This is a genomic window from Blastococcus sp. TBT05-19 (assembly GCF_003319095.1).
Classification (GTDB): Bacteria; Actinomycetota; Actinomycetes; order Mycobacteriales; family Geodermatophilaceae; genus Blastococcus.
This window is the reverse complement of the sequence record NZ_QOHI01000005.1, coordinates 92,642-111,111: the sequence shown is the minus strand read 5'-3', so window position 1 is coordinate 111,111 and position 18,470 is coordinate 92,642. Positions and strand designations below refer to the sequence as shown.

Annotated in this window: 15 protein-coding genes; 4 read left to right on the top strand and 11 right to left on the bottom strand. The window is 76.3% G+C overall.

Annotation, left to right across the window (positions count from 1 at the left end):
- Positions 1–50: 50 nt before the first annotated feature.
- From ftsW to mraZ, 9 genes are all read right to left on the bottom strand, one after another.
- Positions 51–1,517, bottom strand: coding sequence for a putative lipid II flippase FtsW (gene ftsW / locus DQ244_RS14180; RefSeq protein ID WP_233491448.1), 1,467 nt, complete (start codon positions 1,515–1,517; stop codon positions 51–53).
- 4 nt (positions 1,518–1,521) lie between these two features.
- Positions 1,522–2,946, bottom strand: a complete 1,425-nt coding sequence (gene murD, locus DQ244_RS14175) for a UDP-N-acetylmuramoyl-L-alanine--D-glutamate ligase (RefSeq protein WP_113812144.1) — start codon at positions 2,944–2,946, stop codon at positions 1,522–1,524.
- Positions 2,947–3,023: 77 nt separating this feature from the next.
- Entirely contained in the window at positions 3,024–4,100 is a 1,077-nt protein-coding gene (mraY, locus tag DQ244_RS14170) for a phospho-N-acetylmuramoyl-pentapeptide-transferase (RefSeq protein ID WP_113812143.1), read from the bottom strand.
- Positions 4,097–5,488 carry a UDP-N-acetylmuramoyl-tripeptide--D-alanyl-D-alanine ligase gene (gene murF / locus DQ244_RS14165; protein WP_113812142.1) on the bottom strand — a complete coding sequence of 464 codons (1,392 nt, stop codon included), beginning with the start codon at positions 5,486–5,488 and terminating at the stop codon, positions 4,097–4,099. The genes mraY and murF overlap by 4 nt, the downstream gene beginning before the upstream one ends.
- The gene (locus tag DQ244_RS14160; protein ID WP_113812141.1) at positions 5,485–6,996 is read right to left on the bottom strand and encodes a UDP-N-acetylmuramoyl-L-alanyl-D-glutamate--2,6-diaminopimelate ligase; all 1,512 of its coding nucleotides are present in this window, start codon (positions 6,994–6,996) and stop codon (positions 5,485–5,487) included. Before DQ244_RS14160 ends, murF begins: the two co-directional genes overlap by 4 nt.
- 90 nt (positions 6,997–7,086) lie before the next feature.
- A complete protein-coding gene (locus DQ244_RS14155; protein ID WP_113812140.1) occupies positions 7,087–8,934 on the bottom strand; it encodes a penicillin-binding protein 2 in 1,848 nt (615 codons plus the stop codon).
- Positions 8,935–8,937: 3 nt separating this feature from the next.
- Complete coding sequence (locus tag DQ244_RS14150; protein ID WP_113812139.1) at positions 8,938–9,531, bottom strand: hypothetical protein; 594 nt, start codon at positions 9,529–9,531, stop codon at positions 8,938–8,940.
- Positions 9,528–10,520 carry a 16S rRNA (cytosine(1402)-N(4))-methyltransferase RsmH gene (gene rsmH, locus DQ244_RS14145; protein ID WP_113812138.1) on the bottom strand — a complete coding sequence of 331 codons (993 nt, stop codon included), beginning with the start codon at positions 10,518–10,520 and terminating at the stop codon, positions 9,528–9,530. Before rsmH ends, DQ244_RS14150 begins: the two co-directional genes overlap by 4 nt.
- A gap of 438 nt (positions 10,521–10,958) precedes the next feature.
- Complete coding sequence (gene mraZ, locus DQ244_RS14140; protein ID WP_104525733.1) at positions 10,959–11,393, bottom strand: division/cell wall cluster transcriptional repressor MraZ; 435 nt, start codon at positions 11,391–11,393, stop codon at positions 10,959–10,961.
- Positions 11,394–11,626: 233 nt separating this feature from the next.
- On the opposite strand from mraZ, the gene DQ244_RS14135 reads away from it, so the two are divergent.
- Genes DQ244_RS14135 through DQ244_RS14125 form a run of 3 tightly spaced genes read left to right on the top strand, consistent with a single transcriptional unit; the run spans position 11,627 to position 16,248 of the window.
- Positions 11,627–12,610 carry a MoxR family ATPase gene (locus DQ244_RS14135; RefSeq protein WP_113812401.1) on the top strand — a complete coding sequence of 328 codons (984 nt, stop codon included), beginning with the start codon at positions 11,627–11,629 and terminating at the stop codon, positions 12,608–12,610.
- A gap of 3 nt (positions 12,611–12,613) precedes the next feature.
- A complete protein-coding gene (locus DQ244_RS14130; RefSeq protein WP_113812137.1) occupies positions 12,614–13,963 on the top strand; it encodes a DUF58 domain-containing protein in 1,350 nt (449 codons plus the stop codon).
- Positions 13,960–16,248, top strand: a complete 2,289-nt coding sequence (locus tag DQ244_RS14125) for a DUF3488 and transglutaminase-like domain-containing protein (RefSeq protein ID WP_113812136.1) — start codon at positions 13,960–13,962, stop codon at positions 16,246–16,248. The genes DQ244_RS14130 and DQ244_RS14125 overlap by 4 nt, the downstream gene beginning before the upstream one ends.
- A 34-nt stretch (positions 16,249–16,282) precedes the next feature.
- Here the strand turns inward: DQ244_RS14125 and DQ244_RS14120 are convergent, their stop codons facing one another.
- The gene (locus DQ244_RS14120) at positions 16,283–16,684 is read right to left on the bottom strand and encodes a DUF3040 domain-containing protein (protein ID WP_113812400.1); all 402 of its coding nucleotides are present in this window, start codon (positions 16,682–16,684) and stop codon (positions 16,283–16,285) included.
- Positions 16,685–16,841: 157 nt separating this feature from the next.
- A complete protein-coding gene (gene dinB, locus DQ244_RS14115) occupies positions 16,842–18,044 on the bottom strand; it encodes a DNA polymerase IV (RefSeq protein WP_233491436.1) in 1,203 nt (400 codons plus the stop codon).
- Positions 18,045–18,222: 178 nt separating this feature from the next.
- On the opposite strand from dinB, the gene DQ244_RS14110 reads away from it, so the two are divergent.
- A complete protein-coding gene (locus DQ244_RS14110; RefSeq protein WP_113812134.1) occupies positions 18,223–18,465 on the top strand; it encodes a BatC protein in 243 nt (80 codons plus the stop codon).
- Positions 18,466–18,470 lie beyond the last annotated feature (5 nt).

Below are 18,470 nucleotides of genomic sequence, written 5' to 3'. Positions count from 1 at the left end.
GATGTGCCCGGCGGTGCCACCGCCGGCCAGCACGACCGAGAGCGGGCCGCTCACCGGTTCCCACCCGGTCGCCGGCGCGGCGCGGGTGCACCGGTCCGGCTCGATCCCTCGCGCCGGGCGGTCTCGGAGCGGGCCGGGGAGCGGCGGGCCGCCGTCCCCCGGGCGTGCACGACGGTGCGCGCCCCACCGACCACTGGCTGCCCGGCGGCCGGCTCGTCGGGGAACCGCCGCGGCGGCAGCGGGTCGACGGCCGACGACGGCGCCGGCATCAGCAGCCGGGCCAGCCGGCTCCGGTCGGCGGTGCGGAGGTGCTCGACGGCGGCGGGCTCGGAGCAGGCGAACCGGACGAGCAACCCCACGATGAACAGCGTGAGGATCAGCGACGTGCCGCCGGCCGAGATCAGCGGCAGCGTCACACCGGTCACCGGCAGCATCCCCACCACGTAGCCCATGTTCATGGTCGCCTGGCCGATGAGCCACACGGTGATGGCGACGCTGGCCAGCTGGACGAACCGGTCGGCGGAGTTCCGCGCGATCCGGAAGCCGGCGTAGGCGAGCACGCCGTACAGGGTGACCACCACCAGGCAGCCGAGGAAACCCAGTTCCTCGCCGATGATCGCGAAGATGTAGTCCGACTCCGCCTCGGGGAGGATGTTCCACTTCATCGCGCTGTTGCCCAGCCCCACGCCCCAGAACCCGCCGGTGGCCAGCGCGTAGAAGCCGCGGATGGCCTGGAAGCCGGTGTTCGTGGGGTCGGCGAACGGGTCGAGGAACGCGGTGATGCGCTCCATCCGGTAGGGAGCCACGACCACCGCCAGGCCGACGAGGACGGCGCCGACGGCGGCGAACGCGCCGAACCAGCGCATGGGCAGCCCGCCGGCCCACAGCAGGCCGACCAGGACCAGGCCGAGGCTGACGACGCCGCCGAAGTCGGGCTCGAGGATGAGCAGCAGCGAGAGGACGCCGAACACCGGCAGCACCGGCACCAGCAGCGCCCGGGTGGTCATGTAGCGCTCGCGCAGCGCCAGCATGTGCGCGCCCCACAGCGCGAAGACGAGCTTGCCCAGCTCCGAGGGCTGGAAGTCGGTGACGCCCAGCGGGATCCACTGCCGGGCGCCGTTGCGCTGGATCCCGATGCCGGGGATCAGCACCAGCAGCAGGAGCGCGAAGACGACGACGAGGGCCTTCGGCGCGTGCCGGCGGACCAGGCCGACCGGCAGGCGCATGCCGACCACCATCGCGCCCACGCCGACGCAGGCCAGGACCAGCTGCTTGACGCCGGGCGCCCAGGCCGGCTGGTCGTCCAGCGCGGCCTCGATCGCCGACGCGCTGAACACCATGACCAGGCCGATGAGCAGCAGCAGGCCGGCCGAGCCGAGCACCAGGTGGGCGCTGGTCATGGGCCCGTCGAGCCAGGCGGGACCGGTCCAGCGACGGGTGGGTCGCGTCGGCCGCGGAGCGCGGGAGCCACCCCGGTCGGTGCGCGGGGAGCGCGGGCGGGCCTCGGTGCTGGTCATCAGCTCACCCCAGGGCCCGCACCGCGTCGGCGAAGGCCTCGCCGCGGTGGTGGTAGTCGCGGAAGACGTCCATGGAGGCCGCGGCCGGCGCCAGCAGGACGGTGTCGCCGGGGCGGGCCAGCTCCGCGGCCGCGGCGACGACGGCGGCCATCGTCGCCGCGGGGTCGGGCCGGGCGGCGTCCATCCGGCCATCGTCGCCGCTGGCCACCTCGACGACGGGCACCGACGGCGCGTGTCGCGCCATCGACCGGGCGATCTGGTCCCGGTCGCGGCCGAGCAGCACCACGCCGGCCAGCCGGGGGCCCACCGCCGCGACCAGCGGGTCGACGTCGGCGCCCTTGAGCAGGCCACCGGCGATCCAGACCACCCGCGGGTAGGCGGCCAGCGAGGCCCCGGCGGCGTGCGGGTTCGTCGCCTTGCTGTCGTCGACGTAGTCCACGCCGTCGACCGTGGCGACGAGGACGTTGCGGTGGGCGCCGCCGCGGAAGCCGGCCAGCCCGCGGGCGACCGCCTCGGACGGCACGCCGAGCGCCCGGGCCAGCGCGGCCGCGGCGAGCGCGTTGACCGTGTTGTGCGGTCCGGGTACCTGGAGCTCCGAGCGCTGGAGCATCACCTCGCCCGCGGGGTCGTCGGCGAAGGCCCTGTCCACCAGGGCACCGGAGCGCACTCCGAGCTGGCCGGGCGCCGGCTCGCCGAGCGTCACGGTGACCGGCCGGGCATGCCCCTCGACCAGGCGCGCGGCGACCGGGTCCCCGGCATCGGCGACAGCGACCGGCGAGCGCTCGATGATGCGGGCCTTGGCGTCGCGGTAGGCCGGGAAGGAACCGTGCCAGTCGGTGTGGTCGTCGGCCACGTTGAGCACCGCCGCGGCGGCCGGCGCCAGCGTCGAGGACCAGTGCAGCTGGAAGCTGGAGAGCTCCACGGCGACCGCGTCGAAGGCGGGGCTGCCGTCGTCGGCGCGGGCGGTGACCACCTCGACCAGCGGGCGGCCGACGTTGCCGGCCGCCACCGCGCGGCGGCCGGCCGCGAGCAGGATCGCCTCGAGCATCGTCACCGTGGTGGTCTTGCCGTTGGTGCCGGTGACGGCCAGCCACGGCGCGGGCGTGCCGTCGGGGCCGGGGATGCGCAGCCGCCAGGCGAGCTCGGGCTCCCCCACGACCTCGATGCCCCGCGCAGCGGCGTCGGCCAGCAGCGGGTTGTCCGGCCGCCAGCCGGGCGAGGTGACGACGAGGTCGACCTCCGCGGGTGCCCGGTCGACCGCGCCAAGCCACGTGGCGCCGGCGGCGGTCAGCTCGGCGACGGCCGGCACCTGCGCGGCGTCGGTGAGCAGGACGCGGGCCTGCTGGTCGAGCAGCACGCGGGCGGCCGCGACCCCGGAGACGCCGAGTCCGGCGACGAGGACGGTGCGGCCGGTCAGGTCCCCGCTCACAGTGCCCTCTGGTTCGCTCCCGCGGTGCGCTCCGCTCCTCGCTCGTTCCTCGCTGCGATGCTCACGCCCCTGTCCGCTCACAGGCCCACGAAGCTCAGCCAGTCGGCGTAGAACAGCCCCAGCCCGAAGGCGACCGCCATGCCGGTGACCAGCCAGAACCGGACGATGACGGTGCTCTCCGTCCAGCCGGCCAGCTCGAAGTGGTGGTGCAGCGGTGCCATGCGGAAGACCCGCCGGCGGGTGGCGCGGAAGAACGCCACCTGGATGACCACCGAGAGCGTGACGGCGACGAAGAGCCCGCCCAGGACGACGAGCAGCAGCTCCGTGCGGGTGACGATCGCGAGCCCCGCGATCAGACCACCGAGGGCCAGCGAGCCGGTGTCGCCCATGAAGATCCGCGCCGGGCTCGTGTTCCACCACAGGAAGCCCAGGCAGGCGCCCATCCCCGAGGCCGCGATGAGCGTGATGTCGAGCGGGTCGCGCACCGTGTAGCAGCCCTCGATCAGCTCGTTGGCGCAGTCGTGGGTGAACTGCCAGAACGAGATGACCACGTAGGAGGCCAGCACCATCGCCGAGGAACCGGCCGCGAGCCCGTCCAGCCCGTCGGTGAGGTTCACCGCGTTGGAGAACCCGGCGATGAAGAGGTAGGCGAGGATCACGAAGGCGATCGGGCCCAGGGCCAGCGGCGCGATGTCGCGGACGTAGGACACGGTGGTGGACGCCGGCGTGACGCCGTCGCGCGGGAAGTTGATCGCGAGCACCGCGAAGGTGACGCCGATGAGCAGCTGCCCGACCAGCTTGGCGGTCTTGTTCAGGCCGAGGCTGCGCCGGTGCCGGATCTTGAGGTAGTCGTCGAGGAACCCGACGGTGCCCATGCCGACCAGCAGGAAGAGCAGCAGCAGGCCGGTGGCGGTGAAGCCCCAGCCGGACTGGCCCACGAACACGAGGTGGGCGCCGACGTAGCCGAGCACCGTGGCGCCGACGATGACGGTGCCGCCCATCGTGGGCGTGCCCTTCTTCGACAGGTGGCTCTCGGGGCCGTCGTCCCGGATCTCCTGACCCATGCCCTGCCGCCGGAAGGCCCGGATGGCCAGCGGGGTGAGCAGGATGGAGACGATGAGGCCGACCGCGGCGGCGACCAGGATGCTCCTCACTGCCCGGCACCGCCCAGCAGGTCGGCCGCGAGCAGCTCCAGGCCGTAGGAGCGGCTGGCCTTCACGAGGACGACGTCCCCGGGGCGCAGCACCTCCGTCAGGAGCGCGAGGGCAGCGGCCCGGTCCGGCACGTGCACCGACTCCTCTCCTGCGCGCCGCCCCGCGGCGGTCGCACCTCCTGCAATGCCTACCGCATCGGTGCCGACGGCGATGACGACGTCGACCCCCGCGGAGACGGCGTCCCGCCCGAGCCGCTCGTGCTCGGCGGCGGCGTCCGGGCCGAGCTCTGCCATGCCGCCCAGCACCGCGATGCGGCGCTCCGCGGGCAGTCCGGCCAGCGCCGCGAGCGCGGCGCGCATCGACTCGGGGTTGGCGTTGTAGGCGTCGTTGACGATCGTCACGCCGTCGTCCCGGCGCGTGACCTCCATGCGCCAGCGGCTGCGCGGGCCGGCGGCCGACAGCGCGGCGGCCACCTCGGCCGGCGCCATCCCGGCGGCCAGCGCCGCGCCGGCGGCCGACAGCGCGTTGGCCACCTGGTGCTCGCCGACGACCTGCAGCTCGACCCGGTGCTCCTCCCCCGCGGTGACCAGCGTGAACCGGGGGCGGGCGGAGTCGTCGAGCGCGACGTCGGTGGCCCGGACGTCGGCGTCGGCGCCCCGGCCGGTCGCCAGGACGCGGGCCCGCGTGCGCGGGGCCATGCCGATGACCCGGGGGTCGTCGGCGTTGAGCACGGCGGTGCCGTCCTCGGGCAGCGCCTCGACCAGCTCGCCTTTGGCCTGCGCGATGACCTCGGCGCTGCCGAACTCGCCGAGGTGCGCCGAGCCGACGTTGAGGACGACGCCGATCTGCGGGCGGGCCACGCGGCACAGCCGGGCGATGTGCCCCGGCCCGCGCGCGCCCATCTCCAGCACCAGGTACCGGGTGCCCTCGTCGGCCGAGAGCACGGTCAGCGGCAGGCCGATGTCGTTGTTGTAGGAGCCGGGCGGGCTCACCGTGGGGCCGGCCGCGGCCAGCACCTGGCCGAGGAGGTCCTTGGTGGAGGTCTTGCCCGAGGAGCCGGTGATGCCGAGGGTGCGCAGACCGCCGTCGGTGAGCCGCGCGTGCACGGACGCGGCCAGCCGGCCCAGCGCGACGACGGGGTCCTCGACCACCACGCAGGGCAGCGCGGGATCGGGGCGGGTGACCAGCGCGGCGACCGCGCCCGAACCGGCCGCGGCGGCGAGGAAGTCGTGCCCGTCCACCCGCTCGCCGGGCACGGCGACGAACAGGTCGCCGGCGCCGACGGCACGCGAGTCGAGGGTGACCGCACCGGTGACGCGCGCGCCGGGGTCGCCCTCCAGGCGCCCACCGGTCGCCTCGGCGATCTCCGCCGCGGTGAGGGTGATCATGCCGGCGTCCCCGCGGCAGCGAGCAGTTCGCGGAGGACGTCGCGGTCGTCGAACGGGTGCACCGTCCCTGCGACCTCCTGACCGGTCTCGTGCCCCTTGCCCGCGACGAGCAGGGTGTCCCCCGCCCGGGCCAGCCGCACGGCCGCGGCGAGCGCGTCCCGGCGCCCGGCGACCTCGATGATCTCCGCTCGGAGCGCCTCCGGCACGTCGGAGGTCCCGGCCAGCATCGCGGCCCGGATGGTGGCGGGGTCCTCCGAGCGGGGGTTGTCGTCGGTCACCACGAGCACGTCGCTCCCCTCGGCGGCGGCCGCACCCATCCCGGGCCGCTTGCCCGCGTCCCGGTCCCCGCCGCACCCGAGCACGGTGATGAGGCGTCCGGGGGTGTCGGGCCGGAGGGCGGCCAGGGCGGTGCGGACGGCGTCGGGCGTGTGGGCGTAGTCGACGACCGCGACGAAGGGCTGGCCGGCGTCGACGGGCTCCATGCGGCCGGGGACCACGGTCTGCGCCACCCCGGTCAGGGCGTCGTCCACGGCGATCCCCACCCCGTCGAGCAGCGCGACGGCGAGCACCGCGTTGGCCACGTTGAACCGGCCGGGCAGCCGCACGCGGGCCGGCCAGGTGCGGCCGCCGGGGCCGGACAGCGTGAACGTGGACCCGCCGCCCGGCGCGGTGGCCACGTCGGAGGCGGTCCAGTCGGCGGCGGTGCCCTCGGTGCTGGACACCGTGACCGGGCGCCGGCCGGGCCGTGCGGCCAGCCGGCGGCCGTGCTCGTCGTCGACGTCGACCACCTCCACGGCGGCGCGGCCGTCGAAGAGCAGCGCCTTGGCCTGGAAGTAGTCCTCCATGTCGGCGTGGAAGTCGAGGTGGTCGCGGCCCAGGTTGGTGAACCCGGCGGCGGCGAACCGCACGCCGCCGACGCGGCCCATCACGAGGGCGTGGCTGGAGACCTCCATGACCACCGCGGACACCCCGTCGGCGGCCATGCCGGCCAGCAGGGCGTGCAGCGCGGGCGCCTCCGGCGTGGTCCGGACGCTGGGCAGCGCGGTCACCGAGCCGTCGGCGGCGCGGGTCTGGGTCCGGACCGTGCCGATCAGCCCGGTGGAGAGACCGGCCGCGGCGAGCCCGGCCTCGACCAGGTAGCTGGTCGTCGTCTTCCCGTTGGTCCCGGTGATGCCGAGGACGGTGAGCCGGGAGCTGGGCTCGCCGTACACGCGGTCGGCCACGGCGCCCAGCACCGCACGCGGGTCGTCGACCACGCACACCGGCAGCCCGGTCGCCACGGCGTCGTCCCGGCCGGTCGGGTCGGTCAGCAGCGCCACGGCGCCGCGCTCGACGGCGTCCGCGGCGTAGCGGACCCCGTGGGTGCGGGCGCCGGGCAGGGCTGCGTACAGGTCGCCGGGGCGGACCTCGTCCGAGGCGAGCGTGACGCCGGTGACGGCGGCTGCGGCAGCCGGACCGACCGGGTCGCCGACGAGGTCGGCCAGGTCGGCGAGGCGCAGCGTGGTCACGGGACTCCAATCTACCGGCGGGACGGTGCCGGACCGGCACGCGGAGGCTCGACCCGCGCGTCCGCGCGCGGGAAGGGGCAGCGGGGTCCGTCAGCCGGTGAGGTCGAAATCGGGGCGCGCGGTGCCGGAGGGCACGACGCCCTTCCCGGTGAGCGCCGCGCGCATGATGTCGGCGAACACGGGGGCGGCGACCTGCCCGCCCTCCGCGGAGCTGGTCGGCCGCTCCAGGTCGACGGCGACGACGTACTGCGGGTCGTCGGCCGGGGCGAACCCGACGAACGTGGTGATGTAGCCACCGCCGGCGTAGCTGCCGGTCTCGGGGTTGGCCCGCTGCGCCGTCCCGGTCTTGCCGGCCACGCGGAAGCCCTCGACCTGGGCCAGGGGCGCGGTGCCGCCGGGGCCGACGACGGCCTCCAGCATGTAGGCCAGCGAGTCGGCGGTGGCCTGGCTGACGACCCGGGTGCTCTCCGGCTCCGGGGCCGGCGTGACCCGCCCGCCGGGGCCGGTCACCGACTTCACGATCCGCGGCTCCACGCGCACGCCGCCGTTGGCCAGCGTCTGGTAGATCGAGGCCATCTGCAGCGTGGTCACCGAGACGCCCTGCCCGATCGGCACGTTGGCGGCGCGGCTGGCCGTCCACTCGTCGGAGTCCTGGAGGATGCCGCGGCTCTCACCGGGGAGCTCGACGCCCGTCGTCTCCCCCACGCCGAAGGCGCGCAGGTACTTCTCCAGCGTCGCGTCGCCGATCTCGCGCGCCAGCATGATCGTGCCGACGTTGCTGGACTTGGCGAGGATCCCGGTGACCGTCCAGTCGACCGGGGCGTGGTCGTGGGCGTCGGTGACGACGCGGTCGCCGGCCTGGATGTGCCCGTTGACCGAGAGGACCCGGTCCGGCGTCGCCTGCCCCTCCTCCACGGCGGCGGCGAGCGTGACGGCCTTCATGATCGAGCCCGGCTCGAAGACGTCGGAGACCACGGGGTTGCCGAGCAGGTCCGGGTCGGTGGTCGAGTAGGCGCCCGGGTCGTAGCCGGGGCAGGAGCCCATCGCCACGACCTCGCCGGTGCGCGCGTCCAGGACGACGGCGGAGGCCTGGGTGGTGGCGCCGTCGGAGCAGGCCTCGCCCAGCCGCTGGTCGGTGACGAACTGCAGGTCCTGGTCGAGGGTGAGGGTGACGTCGTGCCCGTCGGTGGCCGGCGTCGACTCGTCGATGCCCGAGGGGATCGGGTGCCCGCCGCTGCCCACCTCCACGATGCGCTGGCCGTCGGTGCCGGAGAGCTGCTCCTCGAAGGTGCGCTCGATGCCGGCCAGGCCCTCGCCCTCGCGGCCGACGAAGCCGACGACCTGGCCGCCGACCGCGCCGGCCGGGTAGAGCCGCTGGGGGTTGTCCTCGAGCACGATGCCGGGCAGCTCGAGCTCCTGCACGGCGTCGCTGGTCTCCGACGGCACCTGGGGGGCCAGGACGACGTAGCGGCCCTCGCGGGAGAGCTTCTCGGTCAGCTCGGGCACCGGGACGCCGAGCAGCGTGGTCAGGGCCAGCGCGGTGCGGCGCGGGTCCTCGACCACGGTCGGGTCGGCGACCACGCGGGAGGCGTCCACGGTGTAGGCCAGCGGGTTGCCGTCGCGGTCGAGCACCTGGCCGCGGAGCGCCGCGATCGTGTAGTCGCGCAGCCGGTCCTGCTCGGCGGCGCTGGCGTACGCGCTGCCGCTGATGCCCTGCACCACCACGAGGCGACCCACGACCAGCACGAGCAGGGCGATGAGGACCACCAGCCCCCACCGGTTGCGCCGGCCCCGCTGGTCCACCGAGAGCCCCGCACCCCGGGTGCGCCGGGTGCCGGGTGCCCGGCGGGAGACGAAAGGACCGGTGTCGGCCCGGCCGGGCGCGGTCGACCGGACGGCGCGGGATCCGCTGCCGGGCCCGCGGACGCTGTTCGGCACTGCTCAGTTCCCGCCCGGTACGCCTGCCGGCGGAGCGGGCTCCGGCGCGGGGGCGGGCTCGGGGGTGCCGCGCATCGCCGTCGCCTCGGGGCCGAGCACCAGGTAGCCGGCGACGCCCGCCGGCACGAGCCCGGCTGCTGCCGCCGCGGCGGCGACCGCGGCCGGCGTCTCACCCGAGACGACGTCCTGCTGCAGGCGCTGGACCTCCTGGGCCCGGGCGGCGTTGGCCTCGCGCGCCTTGCTGGCCTCGAGCGAGTCGACGGCGATGGCGGTGTTGAGCACCAGCAGACCCACGGTGGTGAGGCTGAGCATGAGCACGACGGCGAGGACGAAGGTCGCCTTGCGGGACAGCAGGGCGCCGCGTGCGCGACGGCGCGGGCGGGCGCCGACGGTCGGCACGAGCCGGAGCTCGGGGCGGGTGCTCGCGGCCCGGGGTGCCTTCGCCCCGGTGACCCGCGCGGAGGCGCTGCGCGGCGAGGCGGTCCGGGACGAGGCGACCCGGGACGACGCGGTCCGGGACGACGCGGTCCGGGTGGGGGTCGCCCGCGGCACCGCGGTGCGGACGGCGGTGGTGCGGACGGCGGCGGCGCGGCTCATGCGGCGCGCCGGATGCGCTCGGCGGCCCGGACCCGGGCGGAGGCGGCGCGCGGGTTGGCGGCGATCTCGGCCTCACCGGGCGCCTCTCCCCCGCGGGTCAGCAGGCGCAGGACGGGCCCGTGCTCGGGCAGCGGCACGGGCAGGCCCGGCGGTGTCCGGTCGGCCGCCTCGGCGGCGAGGGTCTGCTTCACGATCCGGTCCTCCAAGGAGTGGAAGGTGATGACCGCGACCCGGCCGCCCACGGCCAGGGCGTCGATCGCGGCGGGGAGGGCGCGCTCCAGCGCGCCGAGTTCGTCGTTGACCTCGATGCGCAGCGCCTGGAAGGTGCGCTTGGCGGGGTGGCCCCCGGTGCGGCGGGTGGCGGCGGGGATGGACTCGCGGACCAGCTCGGCCAGCCGCGCGGTGCCGGTGAACGGCTCGCGGGCCCGCTCCCGGTCGATGGCGCCGGCGATCCGGGAGGCGAAGCGCTCCTCGCCGTAGACGCGGAGCACCCGGGCCAGGTCCTTGGGCGGGTAGGTGTTGACCACCTCGGCGGCGGTCCGGCCGACGGTGGGGTCCATGCGCATGTCCAGCGGCGCGTCGGCGGAGTAGCTGAAGCCCCGGTCAGGGCGGTCGAGCTGGAGCGAGGAGACGCCGAGGTCGAACAGGACGCCCTGCACCTCGTCGATGCCGAGGCGGTCGAGCACGTCGGGCAGCTCGTCGAAGACGGCGGGGACGAGGGTGACGCGGTCGGCGTGACCGGCGGCCTCGATGCGGCGGGCGGCCTCGGCGCGGGCGTCGGGGTCGCGGTCCAGGCCGATCACGCGCAGACCCGGGTGGGCGTCGAGCATCGCGAGGGTGTGGCCGGCGAGGCCGAGGGTCGCGTCGACGAGGACGGCGCCGTCGGCGGCGCAGGAGGGGCCGAGGAGCTCGGTCACGCGCTCGAGGAGGACCGAGACGTGCACCGGGGACGCCGGGCCCTGGGCCTCGGGCGTTCCGGTGCTGCTCATCGTCTGCTGCCTCTCGAGGTGTCCGGGCGTTCCCCGCGATGGTGCCGCGCGCGGGGAGGCCTCGACGAGAGGCTGCGGTGCGCGCTGTGCGGGATCGGGCGGGTGGGGCGCAGGGGGCCGTGGGGGTGCGGTGGAGCGGGGTGGGGCCGGTGGAGCGGAATGGGGCCGGTGGAGCGGAGTGGGGCGCGGGAGGCCGGTCGGGGGTGGTCTCCGGCCCCGCGGGGTCCGCCTGGCGTCGGGGAAGAGCGTCAGGTGGCGTCCCGCGGGGCCGGTGGGGTCGTCCCCTGCCGGCAGGGCCCTCCGTCGAACCGGGCACGTCCTCCGCTGCGGGACCGAGCCGCGGGGAAGGCGGCTGGGGCCTGCGATCCGGTCGAGCCGCGGGGAAGGCGGCTCGAACGGGCGGCGCGGAGGCCGGTGGGGCGGGGAGGGCTCCCGGGATCACGACAGCGTCGGCATCCCCTCGCTCTCCATGTCGGCGTACGCGGCCTCCAGCTCGGCCACGTAGGCCTCCCAGTTGGCGGCGTCCCAGATCTCGAAGCGGGTGTCGACGCCGACCACGACCACGTCCCGGTCCAGCCCGGCGTACTCGCGCAGGCTGGCCGGGATGGTGATGCGGCCGGTCTTGTCGGGCTCGATCTCGACCATCGACCCGAAGCTCATGCGGGCGGCCATGCGCGCCCGGGCGGTGTCGGAGGGGGCCATGGCGGCCATCGCGGCGCTCTGCTCGGCGACCCGGGCCATGGTGAGGCCGTAGACGCAGCGCTCCTGGCCCTTCTTGATCACCATGCCGTCGGCCACCTGGTCGCGGAAGCGGACGGGGAGGGCGAGCCGGCCCTTCTCGTCGAGTCGCAACGGATAGCTGCCGACGAACACCGGATCACCCCCTGCATCGGTCCTCCCGTGGCCCCGCAGGCACCCCGGACGGTCCCTGCCTCTCCACCGGGCGCCACAGTAACCCACTGGCCCCCACCGGACACCACCTGAGGCCGTGTCGTGACCCACCGGCCCCACCTCGGCCCCCGCGTCGTCGCACGGAGGGCGGGCAGCTCACCGCAGCGCGATCACGACAGCCCGTCACCGCCGGTTCCCGACGTACGGTGGGAGGCGTGACGGAGACGACACGGGCCGCCGACGGGACGGCCGATCCGTCGGTCGACGTCGCCACCGAAGGTGCACGGATCGCGGCGAGCATCAGCCGTGTCGTCCAGGGCAAGCCGCACGTGGTGCGCCTGGCCCTGGTCGTCCTGCTCGCCGAGGGCCACCTGCTCATCGAGGACGTGCCCGGCGTCGGCAAGACCACGCTGGCCAAGGCCCTGGCCGCCTCGGTCGACGCCAGCGTGCGGCGCATCCAGTTCACGCCGGACCTGCTGCCGAGCGACGTCACGGGTGTGGCCGTCTACGACCAGGAGACCCGGGAGTTCGAGTTCAAGCCCGGCGCCGTCTTCGCCAACATCGTGGTCGCCGACGAGATCAACCGCGCCTCGCCCAAGACCCAGTCCGCGCTGCTGGAGTGCATGGAGGAGCGCCAGGTCACCGTCGACGGCGTCAGCTACGAGCTGGCCCGGCCGTTCCTGGTCATGGCCACCCAGAACCCGCTGGAGATGGAGGGCACCTACCCCCTCCCCGAGGCGCAGCGCGACCGGTTCACCGCCCGCGTCTCCATGGGCTACCCCGACCCCGCCGCCGAGCTGGCCATGCTCGACGACCGCGCGACCGCCGACCCGCTCGCCGGGCTGCGGCCGGTCGCCGACGCCGCGCTGGTGCGCTCGCTGGTGGAGGCGGTCGGCCGGTTGCACGTCTCCGAGGCGGTGCGCCGGTACGTGGTCTCGCTGGTGGAGGCCACCCGCCGCTCCCCCGACCTGCGCCTGGGCGCCTCCCCGCGCGCCGGGCTCCAGCTGCTGCGGGCCGCGCGGGCGTCGGCCGCCCTCGACGGCCGCGACCACGTGCTCCCCGACGACGTGCAGGCCCTCGCCGTGCCGGTGCTCGCCCACCGGCTGCTGCTGGGCAGCGAGGCCGCCGTCGGCCGTCGCAGCACCGAGCAGGTGGTGGCCCAGCTGCTCGCCTCCGTGCCCGTCCCCCGCGGGCGCTGAGGCGTGCGCGGGGTTCCCGGGCGGACGCTGTCCGCCCTCACCCCGCGCGGCCGCTGCCTGATCGGTGGCGGTCTCGCGCTCGGGCTGGTCGGGGCGTTCCTCGGCGAGCGGTCCCTGGTGCAGCTCGCCCTCTTCGTGCTCGTGCTGCCCCTCCTGGCGGCGCTGGGCGTGGCGCGCAGCCGGTTCCGGATCACCACCCGGCGGGCGACCAGGCCGGCGCGGGTGCCCCGCGGCACGCCGGCCGAGGTCCTCGTGGAGCTGGGCAGCACCGACACCCGGCGCGGCGGGCTGTGGCTGCTCACCGAGCGCGTCCCGGCGGCGCTGGGCCCCTCGCCCCGCTACACGGTGTCCGGGCTGCCGGCCGGCGCGACGACGCTGCTGCGCTACTCGGTCACCGGGCGGTTCCGCGGCCGCTACGAGCTGGGCCCGCTGCAGCTGCGCGTCGTCGACCCGTTCGGGCTGGTCGAGCGGTCGGCGTCGGGCACCGGCACCGCCCCGCTCGTCGTCGTCCCGCGGGTGCGGCCGCTGGGTCCCGGGGGCACCGGGGTCGAGCAGGGCCGCGGCAGCGAGGGCGTGCACCGCTCGATCGCCGCCCACGGCGAGGACGACGTCAGCGTGCGGGAGTACCGGCGGGGCGACGACCTGCGCAAGGTGCACTGGCGGGCGACCGCGCGCACCGGTGAGCTCATGGTGCGCATGGAGGAGCGGCCCTGGCACCCCCAGGGCACGCTGCTGCTCGACACCCGCTCCCGGGCGCACCTGGTCGCCCCGGCCCGGCTGGACGGCGTCGCGGTGCCCGGCCCGCCCGGCGACGACTGCCCGCCCGGCGACAGCCTGGAGTGGCTCGTGGAGGCGGCGGCCAGCATCGGCAGCACGCTGGCGCGCCGCGGATCGGTGGTCCGGGTCGTCACCGACGCCGGCGAGCTCACCCCCGCCTCCGGCCGGACCGGGCTCGGCTCCGAGGAGCTGCTCGACCGGCTGGCCACCGTCGGCCCGTCCCGGGTGGCGGACCTGCACGGCGCCGTCGAGACCGCGTGCCGGGCCGCCGGCGACGGCCCCCTGATCTGCCTGCTGGGCGCGGTGGGTCCCGACGACGTCGGGCTGCTCACCCAGCTGCGCCCGGGCACGGGCTCCGACATCGCCGTGCTGCTGGACGTGTCGGGCTGGGCGGCCCCCTCGGGCCGCGGCCGGGCCCGCGGCTCGGTCGCCCGGGACGCGCTCGCCGCCCAGCGGGACGACGCGGCGGCGCTGCTGACCGCGGCCGGCTGGCGGGTCGTCGTCGCCGGGGCCGGGCAGGGGGTCGCCGACGCCTGGGCGGCGGTCCCGGGCACGCCCGCGGGGGTGCCCGCGTGATCCGCGCCGACGTCCGCACCGCCTGCGCCGCCGCGCTCGCCACGCTGCTGGGCTCCGTCGCGCTCACCCCGGTCTTCACCTCGCGCGGCTGGTTGCCGCCCGCGATCGTCGTCGTCGGTGCCGTGCTGGCCGGGGGGCTGCTGCTGCGGGCGGCCGCGCGGCGGACGTCCCGCGGATCGGACCAGGAGCTGTCCGGGCCGTGGGCGGTCCTCGTGCCCGTCGGCCAGCTGGCCCTGGTGGTCTGCGCGCTCACCGCCCTCTTCGCCCCGGACGGCGCGATCGCCGGCCTGCTGCCGACGCCGATGAGCCTGGACGGGCTGGGCGGGGTGCTGGCCGACGGTGCGGCGGAGGTGCGGGAGCAGGCCACGCCGGCCCTTCCGCTGACCGGACTGCTGGCCCTCACCACCCTGTTCGTGGGCCTCGTGGCGATCGTGGTGGACCTCTTCGCGGTGACCGCGCGACGGGCGGCCGTGGCCGGGCTCGTCCTGCTGGTCCTCGTCTGCGTGCCGGTGGGCACGGTGACCGGCGGTATCGGGCTGCCGGCGCTGGTGGGTCCCGCCGTCGGGTTCGCCGTCCTCCTGTGGGCCGACCAGCGGCGCGTGCTCACCGGGCTGCACGGGTGGGCCGGAGGCGGCGGGGCCGCGGTGCGGATCGGCGCCGTCGCGCTGGCGGCCGGCATCCTGCTCGGCCCCCTCGTCCCGATCCAGCCCGAGGGCTCGTTCGGCACCGGCCTGGGCGGTGGGATCGGCGGCTCCACCGGGACGGCGCTGGACCCGGTGGCCGAGCTGCGCGGCGAGCTGAGCCGCCCCGAGCCGATCGACCTGCTGCGCGTCGACGCGTCCGTCGACGACCTGGGATACCTGCGGGCCGTGGCACTGGACCAGTACGACCCGGAGCAGGGCTGGACGCTGAGCAACCTCGACGGCGAGACGGCGGTGATCGAGCGCTACCCGCTCGCCCCGCTGGCGCCCCGCCAGCCCAGCCGCCCGGTGACCGCCGCGGTCGAGGTGCTCGAGCACGACGACCGGTTCCTCCCGGTGCCGACGTCGCCCCTCTCGGTGGAGGTGGACGGCGACACCGGCGACTGGCGTTTCGACGGGTCCACCGGAACGGTCTTCGGCCGCGACGTCACGACCGCGGAGGGGCGCTACCGCGTGACCGCCGCCGAACCGCGGCCCTCCGCCGAGCTGCTGGACCGCACCGCCCCGCTCCCCGAGGGCTCCGACCTGCAGGAGCGCTTCGGCAGCCTGCCCGAGCTGGACCCCTCGATCGGCGCGCTGACCGCCGAGCTCACCGCCGACGCGGCGACGCCGTACGAGCGGGTGCGCCGCATCCAGGACTACCTCACCGACCGGGCCAACGGGTTCACCTACAGCCTGTCGACCTCACCGGGGACGACGGGCGACGACCTCCTCGACTTCCTCCGGCTCAAGCGGGGCTACTGCGAGCAGTACGCGGGCGCCATGGCGGTGCTGGTGCGCCAGGCCGGGCTGCCCGCGCGGGTGGCCCTCGGTTACACCCCCGGCGAGGTCCAGCCCGACGGCACCCGCCTGATCACCAGCGACGACGCGCACGCCTGGGTCGAGGTCTTCTTCCAGGGCTCCGGCTGGGTGCCGTTCGACCCGACGCCGATCGCGATCGACCGGCGGGTCGCCCTGCCGTGGTCGCCGCGCGTCACCGACCGTCGCGAGGAGGTCGAGGAGGCCCCGGCCCCGTCCGCGCCGACCGAGGCGCCGCCGGTGGAGGTCCCGCGCGAGGACCGGGTGCCCGAGGCGGTGCCGCAGGCGCAGACGCCGCAGGAGGCGGCGGGCTCGCTGCGCCCGGTGCTGGTGACCGCCGGCGCGGTGGCCGGGGTCGCTGCGCTGCTGGCGCTGCCGGCCGGCCTGCGGCTGCTGCAGCGGCGCCGGCGGCTGGCCGGCGGGGACGCCGGCGGAGCGTGGGACGAGCTGCGGGCCGGCGCCACCGACCTCGGCATCCGGCTGGATCCGGCGTGGACGCCGCGCCGGGTGGCCGAGGAGCTGACCGCCGTCGCGCGCCCGGAGCCCGGCCTCGCGGAGGCGTTCAGCACCCTGGCCCGCGCCGAGGAGGCGGCCGCGTACGGCCCTCCGGGCAGCACCACCGACCCGCGGCTGCCCGAGGCGCTGCGGACGGCTCAGCACGCGCTGCTGGCCGCCCGGCCGCTGCCCCGGCGCCTGGGCGCGCGGCTGTGGCCGGCGTCGGTGCTGGACGGGGTGCGGGACGCGCTGCCACGGCGCCCCGGAACGGCACCGGCCGCCGTCCGGTGAGGACGGCGGCCGGGTGCTGGATCGCTGCTGCGGGCTACTGGTCGTAGCGGCGGCGGAAGCGCTCCTCGAGACGGTTCTTCATCGGCTGGCGGCCGCGGCCGCGGCTCCCGCGGCCGGTGGCGGAGGAGCCGCGCGGACCGGCGGGACCGGCCGGCTCGACCGCGCCGGTCGCCGAGCGGTAGTTCAGGACGCCGAGCGTGACCCCGCCGAACGCGACGAGGAAGCCCACCACGCCGAGGGCGACGGAGCCGGTGACGGGGCCTGCGACCAGGACGGCGAGGCCGACCAGGACCAGCAGGGCCCCGAGCTGCAGCTTGCGCCGGGCCTTGAGCCGGCGGTCACCGGTGCGGACCGACGAAGCGAACTTCGGATCGTCATCGACGAGGGCGCGCTCGATCTGCTCCAGCAGACGCTGCTCGTGCTCGGAGAGCGGCACGTCGACCTCCAAATGCCAGTTCCGTCGAAGGCTTCCTCCGACGGTGCCACCGAGGATACGAGCCGAATGCAGGCTGCGAAAGGCGACCGCACGGCGAGCCGTCGCGCGCGCTCGCCGATCACCCTTCGGAGGGGCCCTCCCGTCGCGTCTGCGCAGCTCAGCGGGGGGCGCTCCCGGGACGGCCCGATCGGTGCAGCAGGGTGGCCGGCCGGACCGCGCCCGCGCCGAACCGGCGGGCGGCGCGGTCGGCGGCGAGCTCGGCCTCCCGGCGGCCGTGCTCCCGGGCTCCGAGCTCCAGCTGCTGGGGGGTCTCGTCGGCGTCGACGAGCCGTTCGGCGCGCACCCCGACCAGCCGGATCCGGGCCCGGTCGAGCCCCAGGGCGTCGAAGAGGGCGCGCGCGGTGTCGTACAGGTCCTTGCCCACGTCGGTGGGGGTGCCGAGCGTGCGGCTGCGGGTGATCGTCGCGAAGTCGGCGAACCGCACCTTGATGCTCACCGTGCGGGTCAGGCAGCCCATCGAGCGCAACCGTCCCGCCGTGCGCTCGGACAGGTGCAGCAGCTCGCGGTGGATCACGGCAGGGTCGTCGACGTCGGTGGAGAAGGTCTCCTCCGCGCCGGTGGAGCGCTCCGGCTCGTCGGGGACCACCCGCCGCGGGTCGCGACCCCACGCCAGCTCGTGCAGGTGACTCCCGGCCGCGGCACCGAGCGCCCGCTGCAGCGTGCGCGCCGGGACGTGCGCCAGGTCGCCGACGGTGCGCAGCCCGAGCCGGGTCAGCGTCTCCTCGGTCCTGGGGCCCACCCCCCACAGGGCGCCCACCGGCAGGGGGTGCAGGAACCCCATGACCTCCGCCGGGCGGACGACGCGCATCCCGTCGGGCTTGGCGGAGGTGGAGGCGAGCTTGGCCACGAACTTGGTGCCGGCCACCCCGACCGAGCAGGTGATGCCCTGCTCGTCGTAGACCCGGGCACGGATGTACTCGCCGATCTCCGCGGCGTCCCCCAGCCGCCGCCCGGCCCCGGAGACGTCGAGGAACGCCTCGTCCAGGGAGAGCGGCTCGACCAGCGGGGTGATCGACCGGAACAGGGCCATGACCGAGCGGGACACCTCGGTGTAGAGCGCCATGTCCCCCGGCAGGACGGTCGCCGTCGGGCACAGCCGCAGCGCCCGGCCGGTGGGCATGGCCGCGTGCACGCCGTAGCGGCGGGCCTCGTAGGTGGCCGAGGTGACCACGCCCCGGTTGCCGGCCCCGCCGACGATCACCGGCGTGCCGGCCAGCTCCGGCCGCCGCCGCACCTCGACACTGGCGAAGAACGCGTCCATGTCGACGTGCAGGACGGTGCACCCCGTCGTCCGGTCCACCACTCCTCCTCGCTCGAACACGTGTTCGACACCGGATGGAGGGTAGCGCCCGCCCGGGCGCCGCACCGCGCGCCTCGCCGCGCAGGTCGGGCCGCAGGTGTGACTCCGCGATCTCCGAGGTAAGCAGCGCCCAGGGGCCGCCGTCCGGCGGCCCGGATCGACCCTGATCGGAGGAGCCATGGCTCTGGACGACGACATGACGACCGGTGACGGCGGCGCCGACGGCGGTGCTGACGGCGGCGCCCACGGCCCGGCCGACGGCAGCGCCGGCCCGGCCGACCACGGTGCGGCCGGCACGTCCGGCGGGCACGACGGCGGTGCGGACGGCGGCGCCGACGGTGGTGCCGACGGCGGCGCGGACTCGGGTGCGGACGGCGGCGCCGACGGCGGTGCCGACGGCGGCGCGGACGGTTCGGCCTGACCGAG

Coding starts and splice junctions, on each gene's coding strand:
- ftsW (WP_233491448.1), bottom strand. CDS start 1,517: ATGACCAGCACCGAGGCCCGCCCGCGCTCCCCGCGCACCGACCGGGGT.
- murF (WP_113812142.1), bottom strand. CDS start 5,488: ATGATCACCCTCACCGCGGCGGAGATCGCCGAGGCGACCGGTGGGCGC.
- DQ244_RS14150 (WP_113812139.1), bottom strand. CDS start 9,531: ATGAGCCGCGCCGCCGCCGTCCGCACCACCGCCGTCCGCACCGCGGTG.
- rsmH (WP_113812138.1), bottom strand. CDS start 10,520: ATGAGCAGCACCGGAACGCCCGAGGCCCAGGGCCCGGCGTCCCCGGTG.
- DQ244_RS14110 (WP_113812134.1), top strand. CDS start 18,223: ATGGCTCTGGACGACGACATGACGACCGGTGACGGCGGCGCCGACGGC.